The sequence below is a fragment of the Streptomyces sp. AV19 genome, from assembly GCF_015999245.1.
In the GTDB taxonomy this organism is placed as follows: domain Bacteria; phylum Actinomycetota; class Actinomycetes; order Streptomycetales; family Streptomycetaceae; genus Streptomyces.
On record NZ_JAEAMR010000003.1, the window covers coordinates 981,280 to 1,004,661 of the forward strand.

General features: G+C 72.1%; 23 protein-coding genes. 14 read left to right on the forward strand and 9 right to left on the reverse strand.

From position 1 onward, the window contains the following. Window positions 1-155: 155 nt before the first annotated feature. The 3 genes from I5Q34_RS04600 to I5Q34_RS04610 form a co-directional block, all read right to left on the reverse strand. Window positions 156-827 (reverse strand): helix-turn-helix transcriptional regulator, encoded by a 672-nt coding sequence (locus I5Q34_RS04600; RefSeq protein WP_277965657.1) that lies wholly within the window; start codon window positions 825-827, stop codon window positions 156-158. Further along, a complete protein-coding gene (locus I5Q34_RS04605; RefSeq protein WP_199890762.1) occupies window positions 827-1,048 on the reverse strand; it encodes a hypothetical protein in 222 nt (73 codons plus the stop codon). The genes I5Q34_RS04600 and I5Q34_RS04605 overlap by 1 nt, the downstream gene beginning before the upstream one ends. Window positions 1,049-1,112: 64 nt before the next feature. Next, window positions 1,113-2,024, reverse strand: coding sequence for a glutaminase (locus I5Q34_RS04610; protein ID WP_199890860.1), 912 nt, complete (start codon window positions 2,022-2,024; stop codon window positions 1,113-1,115). 178 nt (window positions 2,025-2,202) lie between these two features. On the opposite strand from I5Q34_RS04610, the gene I5Q34_RS04615 reads away from it, so the two are divergent. Together I5Q34_RS04615 and I5Q34_RS04620 are read left to right on the forward strand one after the other, a co-directional pair. Beyond that, window positions 2,203-2,793, forward strand: a complete 591-nt coding sequence (locus tag I5Q34_RS04615; protein ID WP_199890763.1) for a peptidoglycan recognition family protein — start codon at window positions 2,203-2,205, stop codon at window positions 2,791-2,793. A 10-nt stretch (window positions 2,794-2,803) separates the two neighbouring features. Beyond that, a complete protein-coding gene (locus tag I5Q34_RS04620; protein ID WP_199890764.1) occupies window positions 2,804-3,697 on the forward strand; it encodes a 1-aminocyclopropane-1-carboxylate deaminase/D-cysteine desulfhydrase in 894 nt (297 codons plus the stop codon). A 250-nt stretch (window positions 3,698-3,947) separates the two neighbouring features. Here the strand turns inward: I5Q34_RS04620 and I5Q34_RS04625 are convergent, their stop codons facing one another. Further along, complete coding sequence (locus I5Q34_RS04625; protein WP_199890765.1) at window positions 3,948-5,531, reverse strand: Na+/H+ antiporter; 1,584 nt, start codon at window positions 5,529-5,531, stop codon at window positions 3,948-3,950. A 52-nt stretch (window positions 5,532-5,583) separates the two neighbouring features. Here I5Q34_RS04625 and I5Q34_RS04630 point away from each other — a divergent pair, with 52 nt between their 5' ends. The 4 genes from I5Q34_RS04630 to I5Q34_RS04645 all read left to right on the forward strand — a co-directional run bounded on the left by I5Q34_RS04630 (window position 5,584) and on the right by I5Q34_RS04645 (window position 7,946). Beyond that, window positions 5,584-5,847, forward strand: a complete 264-nt coding sequence (locus I5Q34_RS04630) for a UBP-type zinc finger domain-containing protein (protein ID WP_199890766.1) — start codon at window positions 5,584-5,586, stop codon at window positions 5,845-5,847. Window positions 5,848-5,867: 20 nt separating this feature from the next. Then, a complete protein-coding gene (locus I5Q34_RS04635) occupies window positions 5,868-6,392 on the forward strand; it encodes a GNAT family N-acetyltransferase (protein WP_199890767.1) in 525 nt (174 codons plus the stop codon). A 200-nt stretch (window positions 6,393-6,592) separates the two neighbouring features. After that, the gene (locus I5Q34_RS04640; protein ID WP_199890768.1) at window positions 6,593-7,009 is read left to right on the forward strand and encodes an anti-sigma regulatory factor; all 417 of its coding nucleotides are present in this window, start codon (window positions 6,593-6,595) and stop codon (window positions 7,007-7,009) included. A gap of 16 nt (window positions 7,010-7,025) precedes the next feature. Then, window positions 7,026-7,946 carry an RNA polymerase sigma factor SigF gene (locus I5Q34_RS04645; protein ID WP_374192980.1) on the forward strand — a complete coding sequence of 307 codons (921 nt, stop codon included), beginning with the start codon at window positions 7,026-7,028 and terminating at the stop codon, window positions 7,944-7,946. A 31-nt stretch (window positions 7,947-7,977) separates the two neighbouring features. Here the strand turns inward: I5Q34_RS04645 and I5Q34_RS04650 are convergent, their stop codons facing one another. Then, a complete protein-coding gene (locus I5Q34_RS04650) occupies window positions 7,978-8,487 on the reverse strand; it encodes a hypothetical protein (RefSeq protein WP_199890769.1) in 510 nt (169 codons plus the stop codon). A 136-nt stretch (window positions 8,488-8,623) separates the two neighbouring features. Between I5Q34_RS04650 and I5Q34_RS04655 the strand changes: the two genes are divergently transcribed. Further along, window positions 8,624-9,592 (forward strand): diacylglycerol kinase family protein, encoded by a 969-nt coding sequence (locus I5Q34_RS04655; RefSeq protein WP_199890770.1) that lies wholly within the window; start codon window positions 8,624-8,626, stop codon window positions 9,590-9,592. A 322-nt stretch (window positions 9,593-9,914) separates the two neighbouring features. Next, on the forward strand, window positions 9,915-10,172 hold the full coding sequence (locus I5Q34_RS04660; protein ID WP_004937597.1) for a WhiB family transcriptional regulator: 258 nt from the start codon (window positions 9,915-9,917) through the stop codon (window positions 10,170-10,172). A gap of 261 nt (window positions 10,173-10,433) precedes the next feature. Here the strand turns inward: I5Q34_RS04660 and I5Q34_RS04665 are convergent, their stop codons facing one another. The 4 genes from I5Q34_RS04665 to I5Q34_RS04680 all read right to left on the reverse strand — a co-directional run bounded on the left by I5Q34_RS04665 (window position 10,434) and on the right by I5Q34_RS04680 (window position 17,204). Continuing rightward, a complete protein-coding gene (locus tag I5Q34_RS04665; protein WP_199890771.1) occupies window positions 10,434-11,903 on the reverse strand; it encodes a sensor histidine kinase in 1,470 nt (489 codons plus the stop codon). Window positions 11,904-12,369: 466 nt separating this feature from the next. After that, window positions 12,370-13,995, reverse strand: a complete 1,626-nt coding sequence (locus tag I5Q34_RS04670; protein WP_199890772.1) for an NAD(P)/FAD-dependent oxidoreductase — start codon at window positions 13,993-13,995, stop codon at window positions 12,370-12,372. Window positions 13,996-14,103: 108 nt separating this feature from the next. Then, the gene (locus I5Q34_RS04675) at window positions 14,104-15,276 is read right to left on the reverse strand and encodes a 3-deoxy-7-phosphoheptulonate synthase (RefSeq protein ID WP_199890862.1); all 1,173 of its coding nucleotides are present in this window, start codon (window positions 15,274-15,276) and stop codon (window positions 14,104-14,106) included. Window positions 15,277-16,085: 809 nt separating this feature from the next. Further along, window positions 16,086-17,204 carry a ParB N-terminal domain-containing protein gene (locus tag I5Q34_RS04680; protein ID WP_199890773.1) on the reverse strand — a complete coding sequence of 373 codons (1,119 nt, stop codon included), beginning with the start codon at window positions 17,202-17,204 and terminating at the stop codon, window positions 16,086-16,088. Window positions 17,205-17,782: 578 nt separating this feature from the next. Between I5Q34_RS04680 and I5Q34_RS04685 the strand changes: the two genes are divergently transcribed. From I5Q34_RS04685 to I5Q34_RS04710, 6 genes are all read left to right on the forward strand, one after another. Then, entirely contained in the window at window positions 17,783-18,172 is a 390-nt protein-coding gene (locus tag I5Q34_RS04685; RefSeq protein WP_199890774.1) for a helix-turn-helix transcriptional regulator, read from the forward strand. After that, complete coding sequence (locus I5Q34_RS04690; RefSeq protein WP_199890775.1) at window positions 18,169-18,825, forward strand: SRPBCC family protein; 657 nt, start codon at window positions 18,169-18,171, stop codon at window positions 18,823-18,825. The genes I5Q34_RS04685 and I5Q34_RS04690 overlap by 4 nt, the downstream gene beginning before the upstream one ends. Before the next feature lie 500 nt (window positions 18,826-19,325). Continuing rightward, the gene (locus I5Q34_RS04695) at window positions 19,326-19,652 is read left to right on the forward strand and encodes an antibiotic biosynthesis monooxygenase (protein WP_199890776.1); all 327 of its coding nucleotides are present in this window, start codon (window positions 19,326-19,328) and stop codon (window positions 19,650-19,652) included. Window positions 19,653-19,832: 180 nt separating this feature from the next. Beyond that, window positions 19,833-21,050 carry an FAD-dependent monooxygenase gene (locus I5Q34_RS04700; RefSeq protein ID WP_199890777.1) on the forward strand — a complete coding sequence of 406 codons (1,218 nt, stop codon included), beginning with the start codon at window positions 19,833-19,835 and terminating at the stop codon, window positions 21,048-21,050. Window positions 21,051-21,369: 319 nt separating this feature from the next. Further along, window positions 21,370-22,179 (forward strand): c-type cytochrome, encoded by an 810-nt coding sequence (locus I5Q34_RS04705; RefSeq protein WP_199890778.1) that lies wholly within the window; start codon window positions 21,370-21,372, stop codon window positions 22,177-22,179. Then, window positions 22,176-23,237 (forward strand): ubiquinol-cytochrome c reductase iron-sulfur subunit, encoded by a 1,062-nt coding sequence (locus I5Q34_RS04710; protein ID WP_199890779.1) that lies wholly within the window; start codon window positions 22,176-22,178, stop codon window positions 23,235-23,237. The genes I5Q34_RS04705 and I5Q34_RS04710 overlap by 4 nt, the downstream gene beginning before the upstream one ends. The last annotated feature ends 145 nt before the right edge of the window (window positions 23,238-23,382 follow it).

A 23,382-nucleotide genomic window follows, 5' to 3' on the forward strand; every position in this document is an offset into this window, starting at 1 on the left:
CGGCGTTTGAGGACGAGCGGCGAAGCCGCGACACGGGGTCCGGGGCGGAGCCCCGGTGGGGGTGCAGGGGGCGAAGCCCCCGCTCACCGCGCGAAGCGCGGTACCGGCCCGGGCGGAGCCCGGAGGAAACGGTGAAAGGGCGGGGTGGGGCACCCTCACCCCACCAACGCACCCAGCGTCACCCCCGCCAACCCCCGCACCTCCCGCGCCATATGCGCCTGATCCGCATACCCGCACACCACCGCCACCTCCGCGAACGCGCCCCCGCCCCGCGCCAGCTCCACCGCCCGGTTCATCCGCAGCACCCGCGCCAGCGTCTTCGGGCCGTACCCGAAGGAGCGCAACGCCCGCCGGTGCAGCTGCCGTTCGCCGATCCCCAGCCGGGCCGCCAGGGCGGACACCGGCTCCCCGCGCCGGGCCGAGGCGACGACCGCGGCGGTGACGGGATCCACGTCCACACGCCACCACCGCCCCACCACCGACTCCAGCGCCCGCCCGGGCGCACGCGCCTCCGCCACCCGCTGGGCGACGGCCCGCACCCGCCGGGCGGGCCACAGGTCCTCCAGCGGCACGCGCAGGTCACGCAGTTCGTGGGCGGGTACGCCCAGCAGCACCGGCCCGGTGCCGGGGGCGAAGCGCAGGCCGGTGTACGCGCCGGCGGGCGCGAGGTGGGACCGGGTGTCGGGCCCGGCGACGACGAGGCGTCCGTCCGCCCAGATGAGATCCGTGCACCCGTCGGGAATGATCCGCATACCGTCCGACGCCCCGGTGCGCGTCCACAGCACCGCCCCGGCGACCGCCGCCGAGGGCCGTTCCCGGTACGCCACTACGGCGACTCCCGCAGGAAGAGCGCCCCGCAGGAGTGGCAGATGGGCACCTGGCCCGTGCCCCAGAGGTCGACGGAGCGGACCGCCGAGGCGGGGTCCAGGGCGCGGCCGCACATGGCGGTGGAGCCGTTGCCGCGGACGACGTGCCAGGTCCTGACCGCGGGGTCGTCGTCCCCGGGGGAGCTGCCGTCCGCGTACTCCGCGCGCAACTCGTGCTCCATGTCACCGCACCTCCTCGCAGCCGCTCCGTCCACGATGCGCCGGAAGGCGCCGGGGCGCCACCGGTCAGAAGACCGACCACCCCGTCAGCGTCGTGAAGTGGTCCAGCGCCGCGACGCCGGCCACGGAGTTCCCCCGCGCGTCCAGCCCGGGGCTCCACACGCACAGCGTGCACTTGCCCGGTATCACGGCGATGATGCCGCCGCCGACGCCGCTCTTGCCCGGCAGGCCCACCCGGTAGGCGAAGTCGCCGGCGGCATCGTAGGTGCCGCAGGTCAGCATGACCGCGTTGACCTGCTTCGCCTCGCGCCGCGGCAGCAGCCGGGTGCCGTCGGCGCGCAGCCCGTGGCGGGCCAGGAAGCCCCCGGCCACGGCCAGATCGCGGCAGCTCATCTCGATGGAGCACTGCCAGAAGTAGTGCTCCAGCACGGTGGTCACGGGGTTGTCGAGGTTGCCGTAGCTGGCCATGAAGTGGGCGAGCGCCGCGTTGCGGTCGCCGTGCTCGGCCTCGGACTTCGCGACGACCGGGTCGAAGGCCACGTCCGGGTTGCCGCTCTCGGCCCGCAGGAAGTCCAGCATCGTCGTGCTGGCGTCGCCGGTCAGCGTCTGGAGCCGGTCGGTGACGACGAGCGCGCCCGCGTTGATGAACGGATTGCGCGGAATGCCGTTTTCGTGTTCGAGCTGGACCAGGGAGTTGAAGGCATTTCCGGACGGTTCGGTGCCCACCCGCTCCCAGATCTTGTTGCCGCCCTCGGCGAGCACGAGCGCCAGCGCGAACGCCTTGGAGATCGACTGGACGGAGAACGGCCGCTGCCAGTCCCCCACGCCGTACACCCCGCCGTCGACGTCGGCGACGGCCATGCCGAACCGCGCGGGATCCACGTCCGCGAGAGCCGGGATGTACTGCGCCGCCTGCCCGCGGCCGACCAGCGGGCGGGCGAACGCGGCGACCTCTTCGAGGACGGCCTGGTAGTCCACGGGCGGTGCGCTTTCTGTTTCCGTACGGACGCGCGTGCTGTGCACGCTCTCCGGCCTGCGGCCGAATCGGCTCGCACGATATCCGAACGCCCGGACCACCTGCGAACTTTTCGGTACAACGGGGCCATTCAGGCGTACGCGACAGGGCTTGCGCCACCGGAAGCCAAGGAGCAAGGCCGTGGCCGCACCCATGTCCGCGGACGCCTTCCTCGCCGCCCTGCGGGCGGAGGACACCGCCCTCGTCGAAGTACCCGGCTGGCGCACCCACAGCCGCGCCGGGCACGGCCCCTGGGGCCCGGTGCACGGCGTGATGGTCCACCACACCGCCACCTCCGGCACCGACACCACCGTCAAGCTCTGCTGGAACGGCACCCCCGTGCTGCCGGGCCCCCTGTGCCACGCCGTCATCGCCAAGGACGCCCGCGTCCACCTCGTCGGCTGCGGACGCGCCAACCACGCCGGGGGCGGCGACGGGGACGTGCTGCGCGCCGTGATCGCGGAGAAGCGGCTGCCGGCCGTGCGGAAGTCCGACACGGACGGCAACACGCACTTCTACGGCTTCGAGTGCGTCAACCTCGGGGACGGCCACGACCCGTGGCCCGAGGCTCAGCTGGAGGCCGTCGAACGGGCCGCGGCCGCCGTCTGCCGGCACCACGGGTGGAGCGAGCGGTCGGTCATCGGCCACCACGAGTGGCGGCCCGGGAAGGTGGATCCCCGCGGCTTCGCCATGGACGACCTGCGGGAACGGATCCGCGACCGCCTCAAGTGACAATGGGTGCGTGACCGCGCCCGACCTCGCCGCCCTGCGCCCCCACCTGCCCTCGCCCGTCGAGGAGGTGGCCGACGAGCGGTTCGCCCGGCGCGGCGTGCGGCTGCTGCTCAAGCGGGACGACCTGATACATCCCCGGCTGCCCGGCAACAAGTGGCGCAAGCTGGAGCCCAATCTGCTCGCCGCCGCTGCCCAGGGCCGGCGCACCCTGCTCACGTTCGGCGGCGCGTACTCCAACCACCTGCGGGCCACGGCCGCCGCCGGACGGCTCCTCGGCTTCGCGACGATCGGCGTCGTCCGCGGCGACGAGCTGGCCGGCCGGCCGCTCAACCGGTCGCTGGCCCGCTGCGCGGCCGACGGCATGGAACTGCGCTTCGTGGACCGCGCGACCTACCGCCGCAAGACGGAACCGGAGGTGCTGGCGGCCCTCGGCGCCGGCGACTGCTTCGTCGTCCCCGAGGGCGGCAGCAACGCGGCGGCCGCCCGCGGCTGCGCGGCGCTCGGCGCGGAACTGCGCGGCGCGGCCGACGTCGTGGGCGTCGCCTGCGGCACCGGCGGCACGCTCGCGGGCCTGGCCGCCGGGCTGGCCGGGGCCGGCCGGGCGATCGGCTTCCCCGTGCTCCGCGGCGGCTTCCTGACCGCCGAGGTGGAGCGCCTGCAGACGGAGGCGTTCGGCGGGCGGCGGGGCGACTGGTCGCTGGACGACCGCTTCCACTGCGGCGGCTACGCGCGGGTCTCCCCCGGGCTGACGGCCTTCGCCGACGACTTCACCGCCCGGCACGGGGTGCCGCTGGAGCGGCTGTACGTGGCGAAGGCGCTGCACGGTCTGACGACGCTGGCGGAGGAGGGGTCGTTCGCCCCGGGGACGACGGTGGCGGCGGTGATCACGGGCGGTCCGGAGTAGCCGGTGCCGGCTTGGGGGTTTTGCCCCGGCCCCTCCCTCAGAGGGGGCACCCCCATTTCGCCGTTTCTCGCCGCGCTCCGCGCGAAGGCAACGCGGCTTCGCGCGGTTGTGTGGTCCGGGGCGGAGCCCCGAAGCGGGGCGCAGGGGGCGGAGCCCCCGCCCCACCGCGCGGAGCGCGGTGTCAGGCCGAGGGGGCGGAGCCCCCGGAAGAAACGGTGAAAGGGCGGGCCGGGGGCAAAACCCCCCGGCATCAGCCCTCCCCCTCCTCCCGGTACGCCGCCGCCTCCTCCAGATCCAGCCTGCGCAGCAGCACCCGCAGCATCTCGTCGTCGATCCGCCGCGCGTCCCGCAGCGCCACGAACACCTCCCGCTCCGCGCCGATGACCTCCCGCGCCAGCCGCCGGTACGTGTCGTCCGCCGACTCCCCGGTCGCCCCGTGCACGGCGCCCAGCCGCTCCCACACCGCGTTCCGCCGCCGTTCGAGGACCGCGCGCAGCCGGTCGGCCAGCGGCTGCGGCAGCGCGTTGCGCTCGTCGGAGAGGAGCTCGTCGAGCCGGCGCTCGGCCGCCGTGGACGCCTCGCTCTGGGCCTGCGCCTCGGCGAGGGTCACGGTCCGCGGATCGCGGGCGGGCAGCCGCAGCACGCGGATGAGCGGCGGCAGGCTGAGTCCCTGGACGACGAGCGTGCCGATCACGGTGGTGAAGGTGAGGAACAGCACCAGGTTCCGCGCGGGGAAACCGGAGGGCAGCGAGAACGCGATGGCCAGCGAGACGACGCCGCGCATCCCCGCCCAGGAGATCACGAACGCCCCGCGCCCGGTCACGTCCGGCTCGCGCTCGCGCAGCCGCGCGGACAGCGCCCGCGGCACGAACGTGGCGGGATAGACCCAGACGAACCGGGCGACGACCACCGCGAGGAACACCACGACCGCGTACCGCGCGGCGTCCGCGGCCCCGTACGTCTCCAGTCCGCCGAGCACGAAGCGCAGTTGGAGCCCGATGAGGGCGAACACGGCGGATTCCAGGAGGAAGGAGACCATGCGCCACACCGCCGCCTCCTGGAGCCGGGTCGCGAAGTCGACCTGCCACGACCGGTGTCCGAGGTAGAGCCCGACGACGACCACGGCGAGCACCCCGGAGGCGCCGGCCGCTTCCGCGGCCGCGTAGGCGACGAAGGGGATGAGCAGCGAGAGGGTGTTCTGCAGCAGCGGCTCGCGCAGGTGCGTGCGCAGCCAGTGCAGCGGCACCATGAGGACGAGTCCGACGCCGACGCCGCCGAGCGCCGCGACCGCGAACTCCCGTACGCCGCCCGCCCAGGTGGCACCCTCGCCGACGGCCGCCGCGAGGGCCACCTTGTACGCGGTGATGGCCGTGGCGTCGTTCACCAGCGACTCGCCCTGGAGGATGGTGGTGAGCCGGGACGGCAGCCCCAGCCGGCGCGCGACGGCGGTGGCGGCGACCGCGTCCGGCGGCGCCACGACCGCGCCCAGGACGAGCGCGGCCGTCAGCGGCAGGCCGGGCACCAGCAGGAAGGCGATGGCGCCGACGGCGAGCGTGGCGAAGAGCACGTAGCCGACCGAGAGCAGCGCCACCGGCCGCGCGTTGGCGCGCAGGTCGAGGTACGAGCTGTCGAGCGCGGCGGTGTGCAGCAGCGGCGGCAGCACCAGGGGCAGCACCACGTGCGGGTCCAGGGTGTAGTCGGGCACCCCGGGCAGGTAGGAGACGGCGAGCCCGACGGCGACCAGCGCCAGCGGCGCGGACACCGGCGTGCGGCGGGCGGCGCCCGCCACGGCGGCGCTCCCCGCGACCAGGGCCAGCAAGGGCATGACGTCCATCGTTCCCGCCCGTCCCGTTCTTGTGTCCGTCCGGCGTTCTAACCTGGCCATCATGATCGAGTGTTCGCACCGGGACGGGCTGCCGCGCCCCGAGCCCGAGCCGCTGAGCGAGACCTGCCCCGAGTGCGCGGCGCTCGGCAGCCACCCCGTCCAGCTGCGGATGTGCCTGGTGTGCGGGCACGTCGGCTGCTGCGACTCGTCGCCGTACCGGCACGCCACCGGCCACTTCGAGGAGACCGGGCACGCGGTGATGCGCAGCGTCGAGCCCGGGGAGAGCTGGCGCTGGTGCTACGTCGACCGCCACCTGGTGTCGTAGCCGCCCGCTAGCATGCACCCATGATCCGAGCCGCGACGCCCGCCGACGTCCCCGCCCTCCGCGCGATGATCCGTGAACTCGCCGCGTACGAACGGGCGGTGGAAGAGGCGCGCGCCACCGAGGAGCAGCTGCGCGAGGCGCTCTTCGGGGCGCATCCGGCCGTCTTCGCGCTGATAGCGGAGAGTGACGAAACCCCGGGCGAACCGGTCGGCTTCGCGCTCTGGTTCCGCAACTTCTCCACCTGGACGGGCACGCACGGTATTTATCTGGAGGACCTCTACGTGCGCCCCGAGGCGCGCGGCGGGGGCCACGGGCGGGCCCTCCTCGCGGAGCTGGCGCGGATCTGCGTGGAGCGCGGCTACCAACGTTTCGAATGGTCAGTGCTGGACTGGAACGAACCCTCGATCCGCTTCTACAAGTCCCTCGGCGCGGAGCCGATGGACGGGTGGACGGTTCGGCGGTTGTCCGGCGACGCGCTCCACGCCCTTGCGGCACTCGCGCAGAGTGACGAAAATCCCAACAGGGCGTCTTCTCTTTCGAATTGAGACCGCAGACCCCTAGCCACTTTCCGTACTCATGGGCTTACCATGAGTGACAGTCGTGGGCCTGCGGCGCGGACTCCCGGATCGCGATAGCGTCGCTGCCGGAAACAACTGCCGCGGCGGCCCGCGCCACCTCCTCCCGGAGGGGCGCGCGGCCGACGCCCGTAACAGCTCAAGAAGCTTGTGCCACCTTGGAGGTGAGGGTGTCCCCCATCGCAGGCGAGCCTGGGGCGACCCAGGACTTCGTGGAAGTCCGGCTGCCCGCTGCGGGTGCCTACCTGTCGGTGCTGCGGACGGCGACAGCCGGCCTCGCGGCCCGCCTGGACTTCACCCTCGACGAGATCGAGGACCTGCGCATCGCCGTGGACGAGGCGTGCGCGATCCTGTTGCAACAGGCCGTTCCCGGCTCCGTGCTGAGCTGCGTCTTCCGCCTGGTCGGCGACGCGCTGCGGGTCACCGTCTCGGCACCGACCACGGACGGCCGCGCTCCCGAGCGCGACACCTTCGCCTGGACGGTGCTCTCCGCCCTGGCCGGCGAGGTCGAGTCCACCGTCGCGGACGACCGCACGGTCAGCATCAGCCTGCACAAGAAGCGCGGCGCCGGCCCCGGGCAGCCGTGACGGAAGAGGGGGCTCCGTGAGTACTGCATCGTCGCGGGAAGTGGATACCCCGGCCATCCCGCAGCAGCCGGCCCGACACCACTTGGGGAGCGCGGCGGCTCTGGAGCCGGACCAGGCGAGTGACCGACCGGAGCGGGCGGACCACATGGATCAGCAGCAGCACCAGCAGCGGCAGGAGCGGCCGCACGACCGCAGCGGAGCGCGGGCCCTGTTCATCCAGCTGCGCTCGCTCCCGGACGGTTCGCCGGAGCGCGCGGAGCTGCGCAACCACCTGGTGCGGATGCACCTGCCCCTGGTGGAGCACCTGGCCCGGCGCTTCCGCAACCGCGGGGAGCCGCTCGACGACCTGACCCAGGTCGCCACGATCGGCCTGATCAAGTCGGTGGACCGCTTCGACCCGGACCGGGGCGTGGAGTTCTCCACCTATGCCACGCCCACCGTGGTCGGCGAGATCAAGCGGCACTTCCGGGACAAGGGCTGGGCCGTGCGCGTGCCGCGCCGCCTCCAGGAGCTGCGCCTGGCGCTCACCACGGCCACGGCCGAGCTCTCCCAGCGGCACGGCCGCGCCCCCACCGTCCACGAGCTGGCGGAGCACCTGAGCATCTCGGAGGAGGAGGTGCTGGAGGGGCTGGAGTCGGCCAACGCCTACAGCACCCTCTCGCTCGACGTCCCGGACACGGACGACGAGTCGCCGGCCGTCGCCGACACCCTCGGCGCGGAGGACGAGGCGCTGGAGGGCGTCGAGTACCGCGAGTCCCTCAAACCGCTGCTGGAGGATCTGCCGCCGCGCGAGAAGAAGATCCTCCTGCTGCGGTTCTTCGGCAACATGACGCAGTCGCAGATCGCCCAGGAGGTCGGCATCTCCCAGATGCACGTCTCCCGGCTGCTGGCCCGCACCCTCGCCCAGCTGCGCGAGCGCCTGCTCGTGGAGGAGTAGCGGACCGGAGGAGTGGCGGACCGGTACCGGATCAGGACGCGCGGGGGCCGATGCCCAGTGCCTCGGTCGCCGTCGGGTTCACCACCAGCGCCATGGCGGCCACGGCCGCCAGGGCGAGCAGCACGCCCGCGGCGATCATCGCGCCGCCGGTGTTGAACAGCGTCCAGGCCACGGGGAGAGCCATCAGCTGGGTGATCAGCGCGGGCCCCCGGCTCCAGCGGCGGAGCAGCCACAGCCCGCGCGCCGCGCTCAGCGGCAGCAGGGCCAGGACGAGCACGGTGAGGCCGCCGAGCTCGGCCTGCTGGGGGCTGTCCGGCTTCCCCAGCAGCCCCATCACCAGCATGTACACCCCGGCGGCGGCCAGGGCCGCGCCCTCGAGTCCGGTGAGCGCGGCAGCGGCGGTCAGCCGGGCGGGCCGCGGGCCGGCCGGCTCGGGGGCCGCGGGGGCCTTGCTCTGCGGGCGGGTCTGCTCACGGGACGGTCCACGCTCGCGGGAGGCGCTCTTCCGGGCGGACTTCGACGCCGACTGCTTGCTGCTCATAACGGCAGGGTAGCCCCGCACCGTCCCGGTGCGGCCCCCGCCGGCCGATCCCGCGGACCGCTCCCGGCGACGCCGCCGAGCCCGGCGGCAGGACCTGAGGTGGGTCGTGTACCGACAGGTAGGTAGGCTGGCGCGCATGCGTGCGCTTCTCGTGGTCAACCCTTCGGCCACCACCACCAGTGCCCGTACGCGCGATGTCCTGGTGCACGCGCTCGCCAGCGACCTCAAGCTGGAGGTGGCGACCACCGAGTACCGGGGGCACGCCCGCGACCTGGCCCGGGCCGCCGCCGAGAGCGGGAACACCGAGCTGGTGGTGGCGCTCGGCGGCGACGGCACCGTCAACGAGGTGGTCAACGGGCTGCTGCACCGCGGCCCCGACCCGGAGGGCCTGCCCCGGCTGGCCGTGGTCCCCGGCGGCTCCACCAACGTCTTCGCCCGCGCGCTGGGCCTGCCCAACGACGCCGTCGAGGCGACCGGCGCCCTGCTGGACGCGCTGCGGGACGGCACCGGGCGCACCATCGGCCTCGGCCACGCCGCCGGCACCCCGGGCTCCGAGGACGAGGGGGTACCCGCCCGCTGGTTCACCTTCTGCGCGGGCTTCGGCTTCGACGCCGGTGTGGTCGGACGGGTGGAGCAGCAGCGGGAGCGCGGCAAACGTTCGACGCATTCCCTGTACGTGCGACAGTTCATGCGTCAGTTCCTGGGCGAGTCCAACCGCCGGCACGGGACGATCACCCTCGAACGGCCGGGCGAGGAGCCACTCGCGAATCTCGTCATGTCGATAATCTGCAACACCTCGCCGTGGACGTACTTCGGCAACCGGCCGATCTACGCGCTGCCCCAGGCGTCCTTCGACACCGCTCTTGACGTGCTGGGACTCACCAAGCTCTCGACACTGACGGCCGGCCACCACATCAGCCAGCTGCTGACCTCCACCCCCGAGCGGGGACCCGAGGGCAGACACGCTGTGTCACTCCATGACCAGGACTCGTTCACCTTGCATTCGCAGGCTCCCCTGCCGTTCCAGATGGACGGAGACCACCTGGGACTGCGTACGAGCGTGACGTTCACAGGCGTTCGCCGTGCACTGCGTGTGATTGTGTGAGTGCGAGGACCTAAAGTCCTTCCAGTCGAACGTTTAGCCTGGGTTCCACCCCCTCGAAGTACGGCTGTGACCTAGCCGACACCGAGGAATCAAAAAAAAGTTTCCAGAAGGGGTTGTATCCGCCGCCGAGGTTTGCGAGTCTCTTCATGGCGATCGGGACGGCCGCTCATCTCGGCTTCCCGGATTGCCCGAACCCCCTCTCTCTTTCCTGGACCGCTACCAGTCTTCCGACTGTGCGCTGGCCCTTCCCTTGCGGGGGGATTCGTGAAAGCGTTCACATTCACAAGCCACGTAGCCGCAACAACGAGGAGATGGAGCAGCCATGGACTGGCGTCACAACGCCGTTTGCCGCGAGGAAGACCCCGAGCTGTTCTTCCCCATCGGCAACACCGGTCCTGCGCTGCTGCAGATCGAGGAAGCCAAGGCCGTCTGCCGCCGCTGCCCCGTGATGGAGCAGTGCCTGCAGTGGGCGCTCGAGTCCGGCCAGGACTCCGGCGTCTGGGGTGGCCTCAGCGAGGACGAGCGCCGCGCGATGAAGCGCCGCGCCGCCCGCAACCGGGCTCGCAACGCGACCGCCTGACGAGCCCCCTCGGCCCCCGAGCCGCAGCGCGCAGTGTCCCCCGACGTTCCGGGGGCGCCCCCGAGCACCGCAGCGTGAAGCTTTGAGCCCCGGACCTTGCAGGTCCGGGGCTCAGTGCTGTGCCGTGACCGGTCCGGCCGCCCGGGCCGCGTTCGGCGCCATGCCCCGCACGGCGGAGGTCCGGCTCCGCACCGGAGCGGGACCGGGTAGTGCGGCGACGGATGGTGCGGGGCCCGGAGTCCGCCAAGATCCGCCGGGGGCCTACGGCTTCTCGCCGCGCACCGGCAGGTCGAGGACCACCCGCGTGCCCCGCTCGGTGGCGGGCACCATGTCGAACCGGCCGCCCAGCTCGCCCTCGACCAGCGTCCGGACGATCTGGAGGCCCAGGTTCCCGGCCCGGTGCGGATCGAAGTCCTCCGGCAGGCCGCGGCCGTCGTCCTGGACGGAGATCAGCAGCCGGGCGTCGGCCCGGGTGCCCCCGCGCACGGCGGTGACCTCGACGGTGCCCTGCTCCCCGGGGCCGAAGCCGTGTTCCAGGGCGTTCTGCAGCAACTCGGTCAGCACCATGGAGAGCGGGGTGGCCACCTCGGCGTCCAGGATGCCGAAGCGTCCGGTGCGGCGGGTGGTGACCCGGCCCGGGGAGATCTCCGCGACCATGGCGAGCACCCGGTCGGCGATCTCGTCGAACTCCACCCGCTCGTCGAGGTTCTGCGAGAGCGTCTCGTGGACGATCGCGATGGACCCCACCCGGCGGACGGCCTCCTCCAGCGCCTCGCGGCCCTCTGCCGAACCGATCCTGCGGGCCTGGAGGCGCAGCAGGGCGGCCACGGTCTGGAGGTTGTTCTTCACCCGGTGGTGGATCTCCCGGATGGTCGCGTCCTTGGTGATCAATTCGCGCTCGCGCCGCCGCAGTTCGGTGACGTCGCGCAGCAGCACCAGCGAACCGATGTGGCTGCCCTTGGGTTTGAGGGGGATCACCCGCAGTTGGATGACCCCGCCGTTGGCCTCGACCTCGAACTCGCGCGGGGCCCAGCCGCTGGCGAGCTTGGCCAGGCCCTCGTCCACGGGGGCGCGCGAGGGCGCCAACTGAGCGGTGGTCTCGCCCAGATGATGCCCGACGAGGTCGGCGGCGAGGCCGAGGCGGTGGTACGCGGAGAGGGCGTTCGGACTGGCGTACTGGACGACGCCGTCCGCGTCGAGGCGGAGCATGCCGTCGCCGGCGCGCGGCGAGGCGTCCATGTCGACCTGCTGCCCCGGGAAGGGGAAGGAGCCGGCGGCGATCATCTGCGCGAGGTCGGAGGCGCTCTGCAGGTAGGTGAGTTCCAGCCGGCTCGGGGTCCGGACGGTGAGCAGGTTGGTGTTGCGGGCGATCACGCCCAGCACCCGGCCGTCCCGGCGGACCGGGATGGACTCGACGCGGACGGGCACCTCCTCGCGCCACTCCGGGTCGCCCTCCCGCACGATCCGCCCCTCGTCGAGCGCCGCGTCGAGCATGGGCCGCCGGCCGCGCGGGACCATGTGGCCGACCATGTCGTTCTGGTACGAGGTGGGGCCGGTGTTGGGCCGCATCTGGGCGACGGAGACGTAGCGGGTGCCGTCCCGGGTGGGGATCCACAGGACGAGGTCGGCGAAGGACAGGTCGGAGAGCAGCTGCCACTCCGAGACCAGCAGGTGGAGCCACTCGAGGTCGGAGTCGTCGAGCGCGGTGTGCTGGCGTACGAGATCGTTCATGGAGGGCACGCTGTGAGCCTAGTTCCTTCCGCGCGGAGGCGGCGATGCGCATCCGGCCCGGCCGGCGGCGTTCGGCGGGGGCCCGCCCCGGGGCGGGAGGGTTCACGGGCCGCCCGGCGCGGGGCCGGGGGCGCGGGGCCGCTCCCCGCAAGGCCGGGGCCCAGCGCCCGGGGCGGGCCGGACCCGGACGCTCCGGATGGCCGGGGCCGGGGTAGGGAGTTCGCGAACGCGGCGCACGCCCGCGGGGTGCAGAGGGCGGAGCCCCCGCTCGGCGCGCGGAGCGCGCGTCGGGTCCGGGGCCCTGCCCCGGTTTCGGGAAGGGGCGGGGTGGGGGAAAGAACCCCGGGCCCCAGCCCGGCCCCAACCCGCACCCGCCCACGCACCCCCGGGGCGGCAGCCCGGGCGTACCCCCTCCCAGGGGGCGGCCCCGTACCCGTACGTGCCCTCGGCGCGAGCCCGACCGGACTTACGCCGCCGCCAGCGCCACGCTGCCGCGCAGCTCGAATCCGTCGTAGTCGGCGGTGGCGACCTCGCGCAGCTTCTGCCGGTAGGCGGCGAGCCCGCCGAAGTAGAAGAGGACCCGCTTCTCCTTGCCGGGGATGTTGGCCCCGAAGATCCAGGAGTCGATCTTCGAGAAGAGGGTCTGCTCGGCGATCTCGCGGCAGGTGTCCGTCCAGCCGTCCTCGGCCTCGCGGGTGGCCTCGATGGAGGAGTGCCGGCCGTTCTCCACGGTACGGATGAGCTCGCCGATCCACTCGACGTGGGTCTCGATGCCGGGCGGCAGGTTGGTGAAGGCGCTGTTGGGGCCGAGGACCATGAAGAGGTTCGGGAAGCCCGAGGTGGCGACGCCCAGGTAGGTGCTCGGGCCGTCCGCCCAGTGCTGCTGGATGCCCTCGCCGCCGCGGCCGCGGATGTCGATCTGGTTGTAGCTGCCCTCGACCGCCTCGAAGCCGGTCGCGAAGACCAGGATGTCGAGCTCGTGCTCCACGCCGTCGGCGGTGATCACGCCGCGGGGCGTGATCTCCACGATCGGGTTCTCCTTGACGCTGACCAGGGAGACGTTGGGGCGGTTGTAGGACTCGTAGTAACCCTGGTTGCAGATGGGGCGCTTGGCGTAGTACTCGGTGGGCGTGAGCTTCCGGGCGGTCTCCGGGTCCTCGACGATCTCGTGGATCTTGGACCGGATGAATTCGGCCGCGGCCTTGTTGGCGGCCGGGTCCACCGCGATGTCGCAGAAGGTGCCGAACATGAAGCGGAAGCCGTTGCCCTCCTCCCACGCCTCCTGGAAGACCCGCCGGCGCTCCTCCGGCGAGACGCTCATCGTGGGGATCGTGCTCTCCTCGAACCCGCAGGCGACCATCGAGTTGCGCACCTGGTCCCAGATCCGGTCGTAGTTCGCCTTCGTCTCGGCCACCTGCTCGGGGGTGACGGGGGCGTTGCCGGACGGGACGACGTACTGCGGCGAGCGCTGGAAGACGGTCAGGTGCGCGGCGGTCCTGGACGCCTCGCAGATGAACTGGGTGCCGGTCGACCCGGTGCCGATGACGCCGACCCGCTTGCCGTGCACGGTGACGTCCTCGGGCCAGGCACCGGTGTGGATCAGGCGGCCCTCGAAGCTGTCCCGGCCCTTGATGTCGGGGAAGTTGGTCTTCGACAGGGGGCCCAGCGCGGTGACGACGTAGCGCGCGGTGTGGGACGCGCCGCCCGTGGTCGTCACCGTCCATATGGACCGGACCTCGTCGAACACGGCCGACTCGACCGCGGTGTTGAGCTGGATGTCCCGGCCCAGGTCGTGGCGCTCCACCACCTTCTCCAGGTACGCGAGGATGTCGGCCTGCGGCGTGTAGCGGCTCGTCCAGTCCAGCTCCTGGAGCAGCTCCTTGTCGAAGGAGTAGCGGTAGACGAAGCCCTCCACGTCGGACATCGCGCCCGGGTAGCGGTTCCAGTGCCAGGTGCCGCCGACACCGCTGCCCTTCTCGAAGGCCCGGACCGTCAGCCCGAGTTCATTGCGCAGCTTGTGGACCATGTAAATGCCGGCGAACCCCGCGCCGACCACGATGGCGTCGAAATCGGTCTTCACGGTGTCGTTCATGGTGCAACTCCATTGCGTTATCGATCGAATTGAGGAGGGGACCCGTGGGTGCCGGAAGGCTTCGGGACGCCCGAAGGCCTTGGGACGCCGGGAGGCTTCAGGACGGCTCTAGGACGAAGGGGCCTCGCCCCAGGCGGAGATCACCGCCGTTGCCTGGCCGACGGTGAGCCGGGGATCGCACGTGGAGGTGTAGCGGTCCCCCACCCGCGCGAAACCGCTCTCGCCCGCCACGCACTCGGTGACGTCGTCGGGGGTGGTCTCCAGGTGCAGCCCCCCGATGACGCCGCCGGCGGACCGGACCGCGCCCACGCAGGCGCGGACTTCGCGGCGCACCGTCCTGACGACACGGGTCTTGCGGCCGTCCGGGGTGACGACCGTGTTGCCGTGCATGGGGTCGCACAGCCAGATCACCGGATGTCCGGCGGCGCGGACGGCCTCGACCAGGGGCGGCAGCCGGTCCGCCACCAGGTCCGCGCCCATCCGCGCGATCAGGGTCAGCCGGCCCGGCAGACGCTCCGGGTCGAGCCGCGCGGCCAGGGCCAGCAGTTCCTCCCGGGTCGTCTTCGGACCGACCTTGCAGGCCACCGGGTTGGCGACCCGGGCGAGCAGGCCGACGTGCGGCCCGTCCGCCCGCCGGGTGCGCTCGCCGATCCAGGGCCAGTGCGTCGAGCCGAGGTACGGGGTGCCCGCCGCGTCCTCGCGGACCAGGGGCAGCTCGTAGTCCAGCAGCAGCGCCTCGTGGCTGGTCCATACCCGGGTGTCGCCGTCCGCGCGGCCGGCCGGACCGCGCCAGCCCAGGTGTCCCACGACGTCGTCCGCCGCCATGTAGCCGGTGAGCATGCGCAGCGGGTCGGGCCGCCGGCGCTCCGCCGTCGGCTCGGGGCCGTTGACCAAGTGCCCCCGGAAGACCGGGAGGTCGAGGCCGCCGACGCGCTCGGTGTCGCCGGAGCGCGGCTTGGCGAACTGGCCGCCGATGCGCCCCACGCGGATCACCGGCTTCCCGGCGACCATCCGCAGCGTGCCGGCCATCACGTCGAGCGCGGCCGTCTTGCGTCCGACGTGCGCGGCCGTGCTCTCGGCCGGGTCCTCCGCGCAGTCCCCGGCCTGCATCACCAGGTGCTCCCCCGTCGCCACGCGGGCGAGCAGGGAGCGCAGGGCCAGCACGTCCCGGGCCCTGACCAGGGGCGGACGGGCGGCGAGTGCCTCGCCGACGCGTTCGACCTGCGCCGGGTCGTCCCATAAGGGCTGCTGCGGCCGTAAGGACTGCTGCGGCGCGGAGATCGTTCTGCCGGCTGCGGGCAGGACGGGATTCACGGGATTCACGGCTCTCCATCCGGTCGGTGGCTCCCGGTGCGGGAGCACCGGCGCGGGACAGCTGTGGGATCCACAGGAAAGGTCACCCGGTGGCTGGGAGCGGATACGTCTGCGCTTTTCCTCGCTGCGGGAATTCGCGGGCGCGCACTGCCCTGCGTGACAAACCTCTGCGGGTCCGTCTGCCCGACGATGCTATTGCCCGGCCGGACGAAAAGAGAAGGACGCTCATTCGAATCACTTCGCAAGAACGCTTGAACAGCCATGTACATGACAATATTAAAAACCTTTGCAGAATTCGGGGAATGTTCTTCAAGAAACTTCGGACGTCGTCCCTGAATATCGAAATGCAGCCCGCTCGACGGAATGACGAACAGACCGGACGGGAGAAGGGATCACTGTGCGGGGCGAACGTTGCCGCCGGCCGGCCGCAGCCGTGCCGGGACGGGTCTCACCTGGCGATCCGTGGCCACACCCGGTCAGAGGCCGGGGGCACCGGACCACAGCAGCAGAAGACGGGGACCGACCTCGGCCCCATGTATATCCAGATCGCCGTTCGACGAAATCACGGATCCCCCGATCCCCGTTTTTCGAGCCCCTTGCCGGCTCGGCGCCATGGAGGGCGCGGACCAGCCGACGGCCCGTGACGAGCCGTTTTGGCTCAGCGTTCAACCATGCTGGCAACCACCCGGTGCAGTGTCAAGGGAACGCGTCCCGACGCTCCCCCGTCCCCGAATGGCAACCGGCTTTCACCCGGTGTGCGACCGGAAAACTTCCGATCAACCGTCCCCGTCGGGATCCTTCAGTGCCATGCTCGCCAGTTTTTCCCAGTCGTCGCACCGCTTGAGCACGACCGCGCGGACCAGCGGCACACAGTGCGGGGGAATCGCCTCGGCGATCTTCCCCCACTGGGGCTGGGCCATTTCCGTGGCCAGCAGCATCCGCAGCAGCCACCGGCCGGACTCCGTCGCCCGCAGGGACGGGTCCCTCGCCAGCTTGCGCACCGCGGTCACCGGATCGAACGCGGCGGCGCGCGCCTCGTCCCGCGGCTCCAGCGCCTCCACCCGCGAGCGCGGCGCCTCCGGCCGCTCCCGGACGTCCTCCTCCGGCTGCGCGCCGGGGGTCCACTGGGGCGAAGGCGCCGTGGCGAACGCCGGGGTGACGACGACCGAGCTCGTCCGCTCCCCCAACAGCCGCTCGGGAACCGGGTCCTGGCCGCGGCTGACGCGCTCGCGCACGTCCCGCACCGTGCCCACCGAGAGCCCCGTGCGCCGCGACAGCTCGCGCAGCGAGAGGTCCGCGTCGGCCGCGATCAGCGCGGCGGCGCTGCGCCGGCCCTCGATGGTGCTGATGGGCCGCACCCGCCCGTCCTGTCCCAGCCGACTGCCGACGGTCTCCGGCAGGTCCTTGGCCGAGCGCCGGCGCAGCTTGCCCACGGTCTTCGAACTCAGGCCCGTGCGCTGCGCGATGACCCGGTCCGACCAGTGCGGATGGCTGCCGATGATGCGCTGGGCGGCGGCCCTGCGCTCGTCCAGCGTCAGCGGCAGCCCGTGCCGCACGTTGAGCTGGACGGCCAGGACGAAGGCGTCCGCCTCGCTGCCGTCGAAGAACTGGACGGGGACCTCGGTGCGCCCCCTCATCACGGCGGCGCGCAACCGGTGCATGCCGTCGATGACCCGCATGGTGGGACGGTGGACCAGGAGCGGGTCGGGGCCGGCGTCCGTCTCGGCGAGGAGGCGGACGTGCGCGGGGTCCTCGCGTTGCTCCCGGGGGGAGAAGGAGGGCATGAGATCGCCGATGGGAACGGTCTTCCGCGGGAGGTCATGGAGAAGCTCGGGGGCCTCCAGCAGGGCATCCGCATGGATCCGATCAGCGTCGACTGCGGTGTGGAGTGTCAACGGCCGCAACTTCCTACGTGAGTCCTTGATGATTGCCCGGGCCTAGCAGAGGGTAATTCGATTCTCTGTTCCCCGTGGGCGAGTTGTCGCAGACAGCGGTCGGACAACAAAAGTGATCAACCCCCGTCCGTTTTCGGGCGGGGGCCGGAGTGAGGAACAGGAAGCGGAATACCAAATTCGGGCGAGGAGCCGTCGGACCCCGACGACGTCGCACGCCGGACCGGCCGGCCCGCACCTTGCCCACGCTAGGCAAGGACGACGCGGCTCACCATCCCCGGGACGGCCCTGGCTCGAACCGGACCCTCACCGCCGGATCCGGCCACCGCCCGCGCCGACGCGGCATCCAAGGGGCGGCATCCCGCCCCGGGCGGGAGGACAGAGGCGGGGCGGTACGCCCGGAACCCGTGACCACCTGCGTCGACTTCGGCACCGGCACCGCTCCCGCTCCTCCCGCGCCCCCAACTCTACGCGCCCGCGGGACGGATGGGGAGCCGCACACCCGGCGCCGCCCCGGCCGTCCGCCGGGGTGGCCAGTTTCAACCTTGCTTTAAATAAGCCGCGTTCGATACTTTCCTGCCGTGCACGCATTCGATGTCCTCGGTGCACCCGTCCGGCGCCGGATCCTGGAGCTGCTCGCCGACCGTGAGCAGACGGCCGGCGAGGTGAGCGGGGTCATCCAGAAGGAGTTCGGCATCTCTCAACCTGCGGTCTCCCACCACCTCCGCGTCCTGCGCGAGGCGGGGTTCACGACGGTGAGCGCGGAAGGCACCCGGCGCCTCTACGCGGTCGGCTCACCTCCCCTTGAGGAGATCGACACCTGGCTGGAGCACTTCCGCCGGTTCTGGAACCAGCGCCTGGACGCGCTCGGCACCGAACTCGCGCGCGGCAAGCGCGGGACACGCAACAGGGGTGGCCCGAAACCGTCGGAAGGGAGTCCGCCGCACACGAAGGACAGGGAAGAGACTTGAGCTACGTTCTCGGCCAGATCAACGCTGCCCACCGGGAGATCAACTCCTACCCGGTGAGCTCGGGAGAAGGACGCTCGCTGCTGATCCGCCGCACCTACGACGCCTGCATCGAGGACGTCTGGGACGCCTGCACCCGTCCGTCCCGCATCGGCCGCTGGCTGGCCCCGGTCCGCGGGGACTTCCGCGTCGGGGGCGCGTTCGAGGTCGAAGGCAACGCCAGCGGACGGGTGCTGCGCTGCGAGCGGCCCCGGCTCCTCAAGGTCACCTGGGACTACGGCCTGGACGCGGCCACCGAGGTCGAGGTCCGCCTCTCCCCGGCCCCCGGCGGCTCCACGGTCTTCGAGCTGCGGCACGCCTCCCCGTCCGAGCTCGTGGACGAACTGGTGCGCACCGAGGGCCTGGCCGGGGCGGTCAGGAACGGGGCCGGCTGGGACCTCGTCCTCCTCGGCCTGGACGTCTTCCTGCACGACGACGACCTGGACCGCGCGGCCTGGCGGGACACCCCGCAGGTCCGCGAGTTCACCATCCACAGCTACCGCGCCTGGGGCGACGCCAGCCGTGCCGCCTGGGGCGTCAGCGCGGACGACATGGCCACGGTCGTCGAGTCCGCGGTCCGCCACGTCACGTGCGCCCTCGAAGGGGGTGACCGCTGACAGGCCGCGACAGGCCGCAACTCCCCACAGACGCCCGGCACTCCGGTGCCACCCACACCGCGGTGCGGTCGCGCCCCCCTTGCGTCCGGTACGTCCGGGACGGCGCGCCCACCGTCTGCCGGTAGGGCCGGGCCCGGCGCCGGCGATCGCCTTCCCCCGGGGCGCGCCGGCGCCCCTTCCGGCGTCCGCCCCCGCGCCCCGGCGTGCGACCGGGGGTGTGTTCGACTGCGGACTTTCCCCGGTCGCACGCCACGGCCGCGGGCATGACGGAACGGTCCGCGGGCATGACGGAATGGCAGGACGGCACCGTCCCGGTACCGGCGCCGCCGGAATTCCCGCCCCGTCCCGCCCCCGTTCCGGGAGCGCCGGGACGCCCTTTTGGCAAGCCCGCTCCGCACTGTCACACGGAAGGCGGGCGTCATCAACTGGCCGACCGGAACAGACGTGTTGGGCATTGCTGTACAGGTGTCACGGGGCCACCTCCTGCTAGCGTGGAATTCATGAGTGAGACTGTGATTCGCGTAGGCGACGAGGTTGCGACCCTGATCAACATCTTCGACGTGGAGCCGTCGAAGCAGCAGGAACTCATTGCCGTCCTCAACGAGGGCACCGAAAAGGTCATGCGGAACCGCCCCGGCTTCATCTCGGTGAATCTGCTCGCGAGCGCCGACGGCACGCGCGTCGTGAATTACGCCCAGTGGCGCAGCGCGGACGACATCAAGGCGACCCTGGGCGACCCCGAGGCGGGTGCGTACGCGAAGAGGGCCGGCGAGCTGGCGAAGGCCGCCCCGCTCGTCTACAAGGTCGTCGCCGTCCACCACGCCTGACCTCCGGCGCCCCTTCGCACAGCATCCGGCAGTCGTGCGGGGGCCGGCACGCCCTGGGTACGCCCCGCTGATCCGGGTCAGCGGGGCGTACCCATGTCCGTACCCCTGTCCGGTCCATGGCCGTACCCCCTGCCCACCCCCTGTCCGAACCGATGTCCGAGACACCCTCCGGAGACGCCAATGACGACCGCCGACACCGCCGGGTTCGTGATCGCCGGCGCGGGCATCGGGGGGCTGACCGCCGCCCTGGCCCTGCACGCGCGCGGCATCCGGGCCACCGTGCTGGAGGCCGCCGGGGAGATCCTCCCCCTCGGGGTGGGCATCAACGTCCGGCCGGCCGCCATCGCCGAACTGACCGCCCTGGGCTTCGCCGGCGCGCTGGCCGCGACCGGCATCCCCACCCGCGAGCACCGCTACGTCGACCACCGCGGTGTCACGCTGTGGACCGAGCCGCGGGGCCTGGACGCCGGGTACGGGCACCCCCAGTACTCCGTCCACCGCGGCGAGCTGCAGTCGATGCTGCTGGACGCGGTGCGCGAGCGGCTCGGCCCCGGCGCGGTCCGCACCGGGCTGCGCCTGCACGACTTCGAGCGGGGCGCGGGCGGCGTCCGCGTCGAGGCCCGGGACGCGGCGGACCGTCCGGTCCTCCTGGAGGCCGCCGCGCTGGTCGGCGCCGACGGGGTGCGCTCCGTCGTCCGCGACCGGCTGCACCCCGGGCGTTCCGGGCTGTCCGCCGGCAAGGTGCGGATGTGGCGCGGGCTGACCGAGCTCGACGGGTTCCTGGACGGCCGCACCATGATCGTGGCCGCGGACGACCGCGCCACCCGGCTGATCGCCTATCCGGTCTCCGCGCGGGCGGCCGCCGGGGGCGGGGCCCTGCTCAACTGGGTCTGTCTGGTGGGGGATCCGGCGGCGGGGACGGCCGGCGACGCGGGCATCGACCGCCCGGGAGAGCCCGCGGAGGTGCTCCCGCACCTGGAGCACTGGTCGTTCGACTGGCTCGACCTGCGCGCGATGGTCCTGGGCAGCCCGCGGATCCTGCACTACCCGATGGTCGACCGGGATCCGCTGGAGCGCTGGGGCGGCGGCCGGGTGACCCTGCTGGGCGACGCCGCCCACCTGATGTATCCGATCGGGGCCAACGGGGCCTCGCAGGCGATCCTGGACGCGGCGGCGCTGGCCGCCCACTGCGCGGAGCACGCGGACCCGGCCGTCGCGCTGGAGCGCTACGAGGAGGTCCGGCGGCCCGCCACCACGGCGATCGTCCTGGCCAACCGGGAGATGGACCGCGCCGAGCGGGCCATGGCGAGCCGTCCCGACGGGGACAAGCCGGCCACCCTCGCCGAGGTCACGACCGCCTACCGGGCCACCGTGGAGCGGCGTCCGGCCACCGGGTGAGGGGTTCGCGTTCCGGCAACTCCGGCTGTTCGCGCGCATTGCGGCGACGGTCCGCCGAATAGTCCCCACGGGAGGGAGAGTTGTCCATCGACCTGTTTACCGGACACCGGAGAGCGCTGTCCATAAACACCCCTTCTCCGGCCCGTGCGTGATTCCAACCGGAGTGCGTCGTCCGGGTTTTGGCCGGTAGGACGCCTTGTGCACAGGGGTGCGCCTGTACAAACACGCTGTTCGTGACGGCCATTTGGCCGGTGGGCATAATGCTGAACGTGGCAACAGCATCGGTATTGGCGGCGGAGTCCACGCACCGGGGTAATCCGTGAAAACACGCTCCGCACGACGGCGTCATCCGCTCGCGGCGGTCGTCGTCCTGCTCTTCGCGCTGGCGGTGACGGGAGGGTTGTACGCCGCCTTGTCACCGGCCGGACCGGCCAGGGCGGACGGTTCCGCGCAGTCCCTGGCGGTCGAGGAGGGCCGGAAGCTCTACGCGGTCGGCTGCGCGAGCTGTCACGGCACCGGCGCCCAGGGCACCTCGGACGGTCCGAGTCTGGTCGGCGTGGGCGCCGCGGCGGTCGACTTCCAGGTCGCCACCGGCCGGATGCCGTTGCAGCAGCAGGGCGCCCAGGCGCCGCGGAAGAAGACGGTCTATACGCAGGCCCAGGTCGACCAACTCGCCGCCTATGTCGCCTCGCTGGGCGCCGGGCCGGCGGTTCCGGCGAAGGACCAGTACAGCCCGGAGGGCTCGGACGTCGCCAAGGGCGGTGAGCTGTTCCGGCTGAACTGTTCGCAGTGCCACAACTTCACCGGCAAGGGCGGCGCCCTCTCGAACGGCAAGTACGCCCCCGGTCTGCACGGCATCGACCCCAAGCACCTCTACGAAGCCATGCAGACCGGCCCGCAGAACATGCCGTCCTTCCCCGACACCGTGCTGTCGCAGAAGAACAAGAAGGACATCGTCGCCTATCTGGGAACGGTCAACAGCAGCAAGTCGGAGAACCCGGGCGGCTTCGGTCTCGGTGGGTTCGGCCCGGTCGGTGAAGGTCTGTTCGCGTGGATCTTCGGCCTGGGCGCGCTGATCGCCGTCGCCATCTGGGTCGCCGCCCGGACCGCAAAGGCCAAACAGTCATGAGCAGCCAAGAGCATCCCGAAGCAGCCCTGCCGAGCGAGCGGGGCGACACGCGTGAGGGCGCCGTCACGACGGCCCGGGCCGATCCCTTCGCCGACCCCGGACTGCCGGAGCACGAGCCCCGCATCCAGGACATCGACGAGCGGGCGGCCAAGCGCTCGGAGCGCGTGGTGGCCTTCCTCTTCACGGTGTCGATGCTGGCCACGGTCACCTTCATCGTCGCCTACGTCGCGATCCCGGTGGACCGGAGCGTCTACGTCTTCCCGATCGGGCACGTCAGCGCCACCAACATCACGCTGGGGCTGACCCTCGGCGTGGCGCTGTTCTGCCTGGGCGCGGCCGCCATCCACTGGGCGCGGACGCTGATGAGCGACGTCGAGATGATCGACGAGCGCCACCCCGTCGAGACCTCGCCGGAGATCAGGGCCAAGGTCCTGGCCGACTTCAAGGAGGGCGCCGCCGAAACCGGCCTCGGCCGCCGCAAGTTGATCCGCAAGACCATGCTCGGCGCCCTGACCATGATCCCGTTGTCCGGGGTGGTGCTGCTGGGCGGTCTCACCAAGACGGCCCCCGGCACCAAGCTCCGCAAGACGGCCTGGAGCAAGGGCAAGACGCTGATCAACCAGAACACCCTGCAGCCACTGCGTCCCGAGGACATCGAGGTCGGCTCCCTCACCTTCGCCATGCCCAAGGGCATGAAGGAGGAGGACCACGACTTCCAGAACCAGATCGCCAAGGCCGCCGTGATGCTCGTCCGGCTCCGTCCGGAGGACATCAAGGACAAGAAGCAACTGGACTGGTCCGCCGACGGCATCGTCGCCTACTCCCGGATCTGCACGCATGTCGGCTGCCCCATCACCCTCTACGAGCAGCAGACCCACCACGTGATGTGCCCGTGCCACCAGTCCACGTTCGACATGACGGACGGCGCGCGCGTGGTCTTCGGCCCCGCCGGTCACGCACTGCCCCAGTTGCGGATCGGTATCAACAAGGACGGTCACCTCGAAGCGCTCGGCGACTTCGCGGAACCCGTCGGTCCTTCCTTCTGGGAGCGCGGATGAGTACAACCACCACCAAACAGTCGGGCGCTCAGCGGGCGCCCGCCGGCGAGCGGGTCGCCGACTGGGCGGACGGCCGGCTGGGGATATACAGCCTGGCCAAGGCCAACATGCGGAAGATCTTCCCGGACCACTGGTCCTTCATGCT

Excerpts from the sequence above, each read along its gene's own strand:
- I5Q34_RS04605 (WP_199890762.1), bottom strand. The coding sequence starts at position 1,048 with ATGGAGCACGAGTTGCGCGCGGAGTACGCGGACGGCAGCTCCCCCGGG.
- I5Q34_RS04625 (WP_199890765.1), bottom strand. The coding sequence starts at position 5,531 with ATGGACGTCATGCCCTTGCTGGCCCTGGTCGCGGGGAGCGCCGCCGTG.
- I5Q34_RS04630 (WP_199890766.1), top strand. The coding sequence starts at position 5,584 with ATGATCGAGTGTTCGCACCGGGACGGGCTGCCGCGCCCCGAGCCCGAG.
- I5Q34_RS04635 (WP_199890767.1), top strand. The coding sequence starts at position 5,868 with ATGATCCGAGCCGCGACGCCCGCCGACGTCCCCGCCCTCCGCGCGATG.
- I5Q34_RS04650 (WP_199890769.1), bottom strand. The coding sequence starts at position 8,487 with ATGAGCAGCAAGCAGTCGGCGTCGAAGTCCGCCCGGAAGAGCGCCTCC.
- I5Q34_RS04655 (WP_199890770.1), top strand. The coding sequence starts at position 8,624 with ATGCGTGCGCTTCTCGTGGTCAACCCTTCGGCCACCACCACCAGTGCC.
- I5Q34_RS04660 (WP_004937597.1), top strand. The coding sequence starts at position 9,915 with ATGGACTGGCGTCACAACGCCGTTTGCCGCGAGGAAGACCCCGAGCTG.
- I5Q34_RS04665 (WP_199890771.1), bottom strand. The coding sequence starts at position 11,903 with ATGAACGATCTCGTACGCCAGCACACCGCGCTCGACGACTCCGACCTC.
- I5Q34_RS04670 (WP_199890772.1), bottom strand. The coding sequence starts at position 13,995 with ATGAACGACACCGTGAAGACCGATTTCGACGCCATCGTGGTCGGCGCG.
- I5Q34_RS04695 (WP_199890776.1), top strand. The coding sequence starts at position 19,326 with ATGAGTGAGACTGTGATTCGCGTAGGCGACGAGGTTGCGACCCTGATC.
- I5Q34_RS04700 (WP_199890777.1), top strand. The coding sequence starts at position 19,833 with ATGACGACCGCCGACACCGCCGGGTTCGTGATCGCCGGCGCGGGCATC.
- I5Q34_RS04710 (WP_199890779.1), top strand. The coding sequence starts at position 22,176 with ATGAGCAGCCAAGAGCATCCCGAAGCAGCCCTGCCGAGCGAGCGGGGC.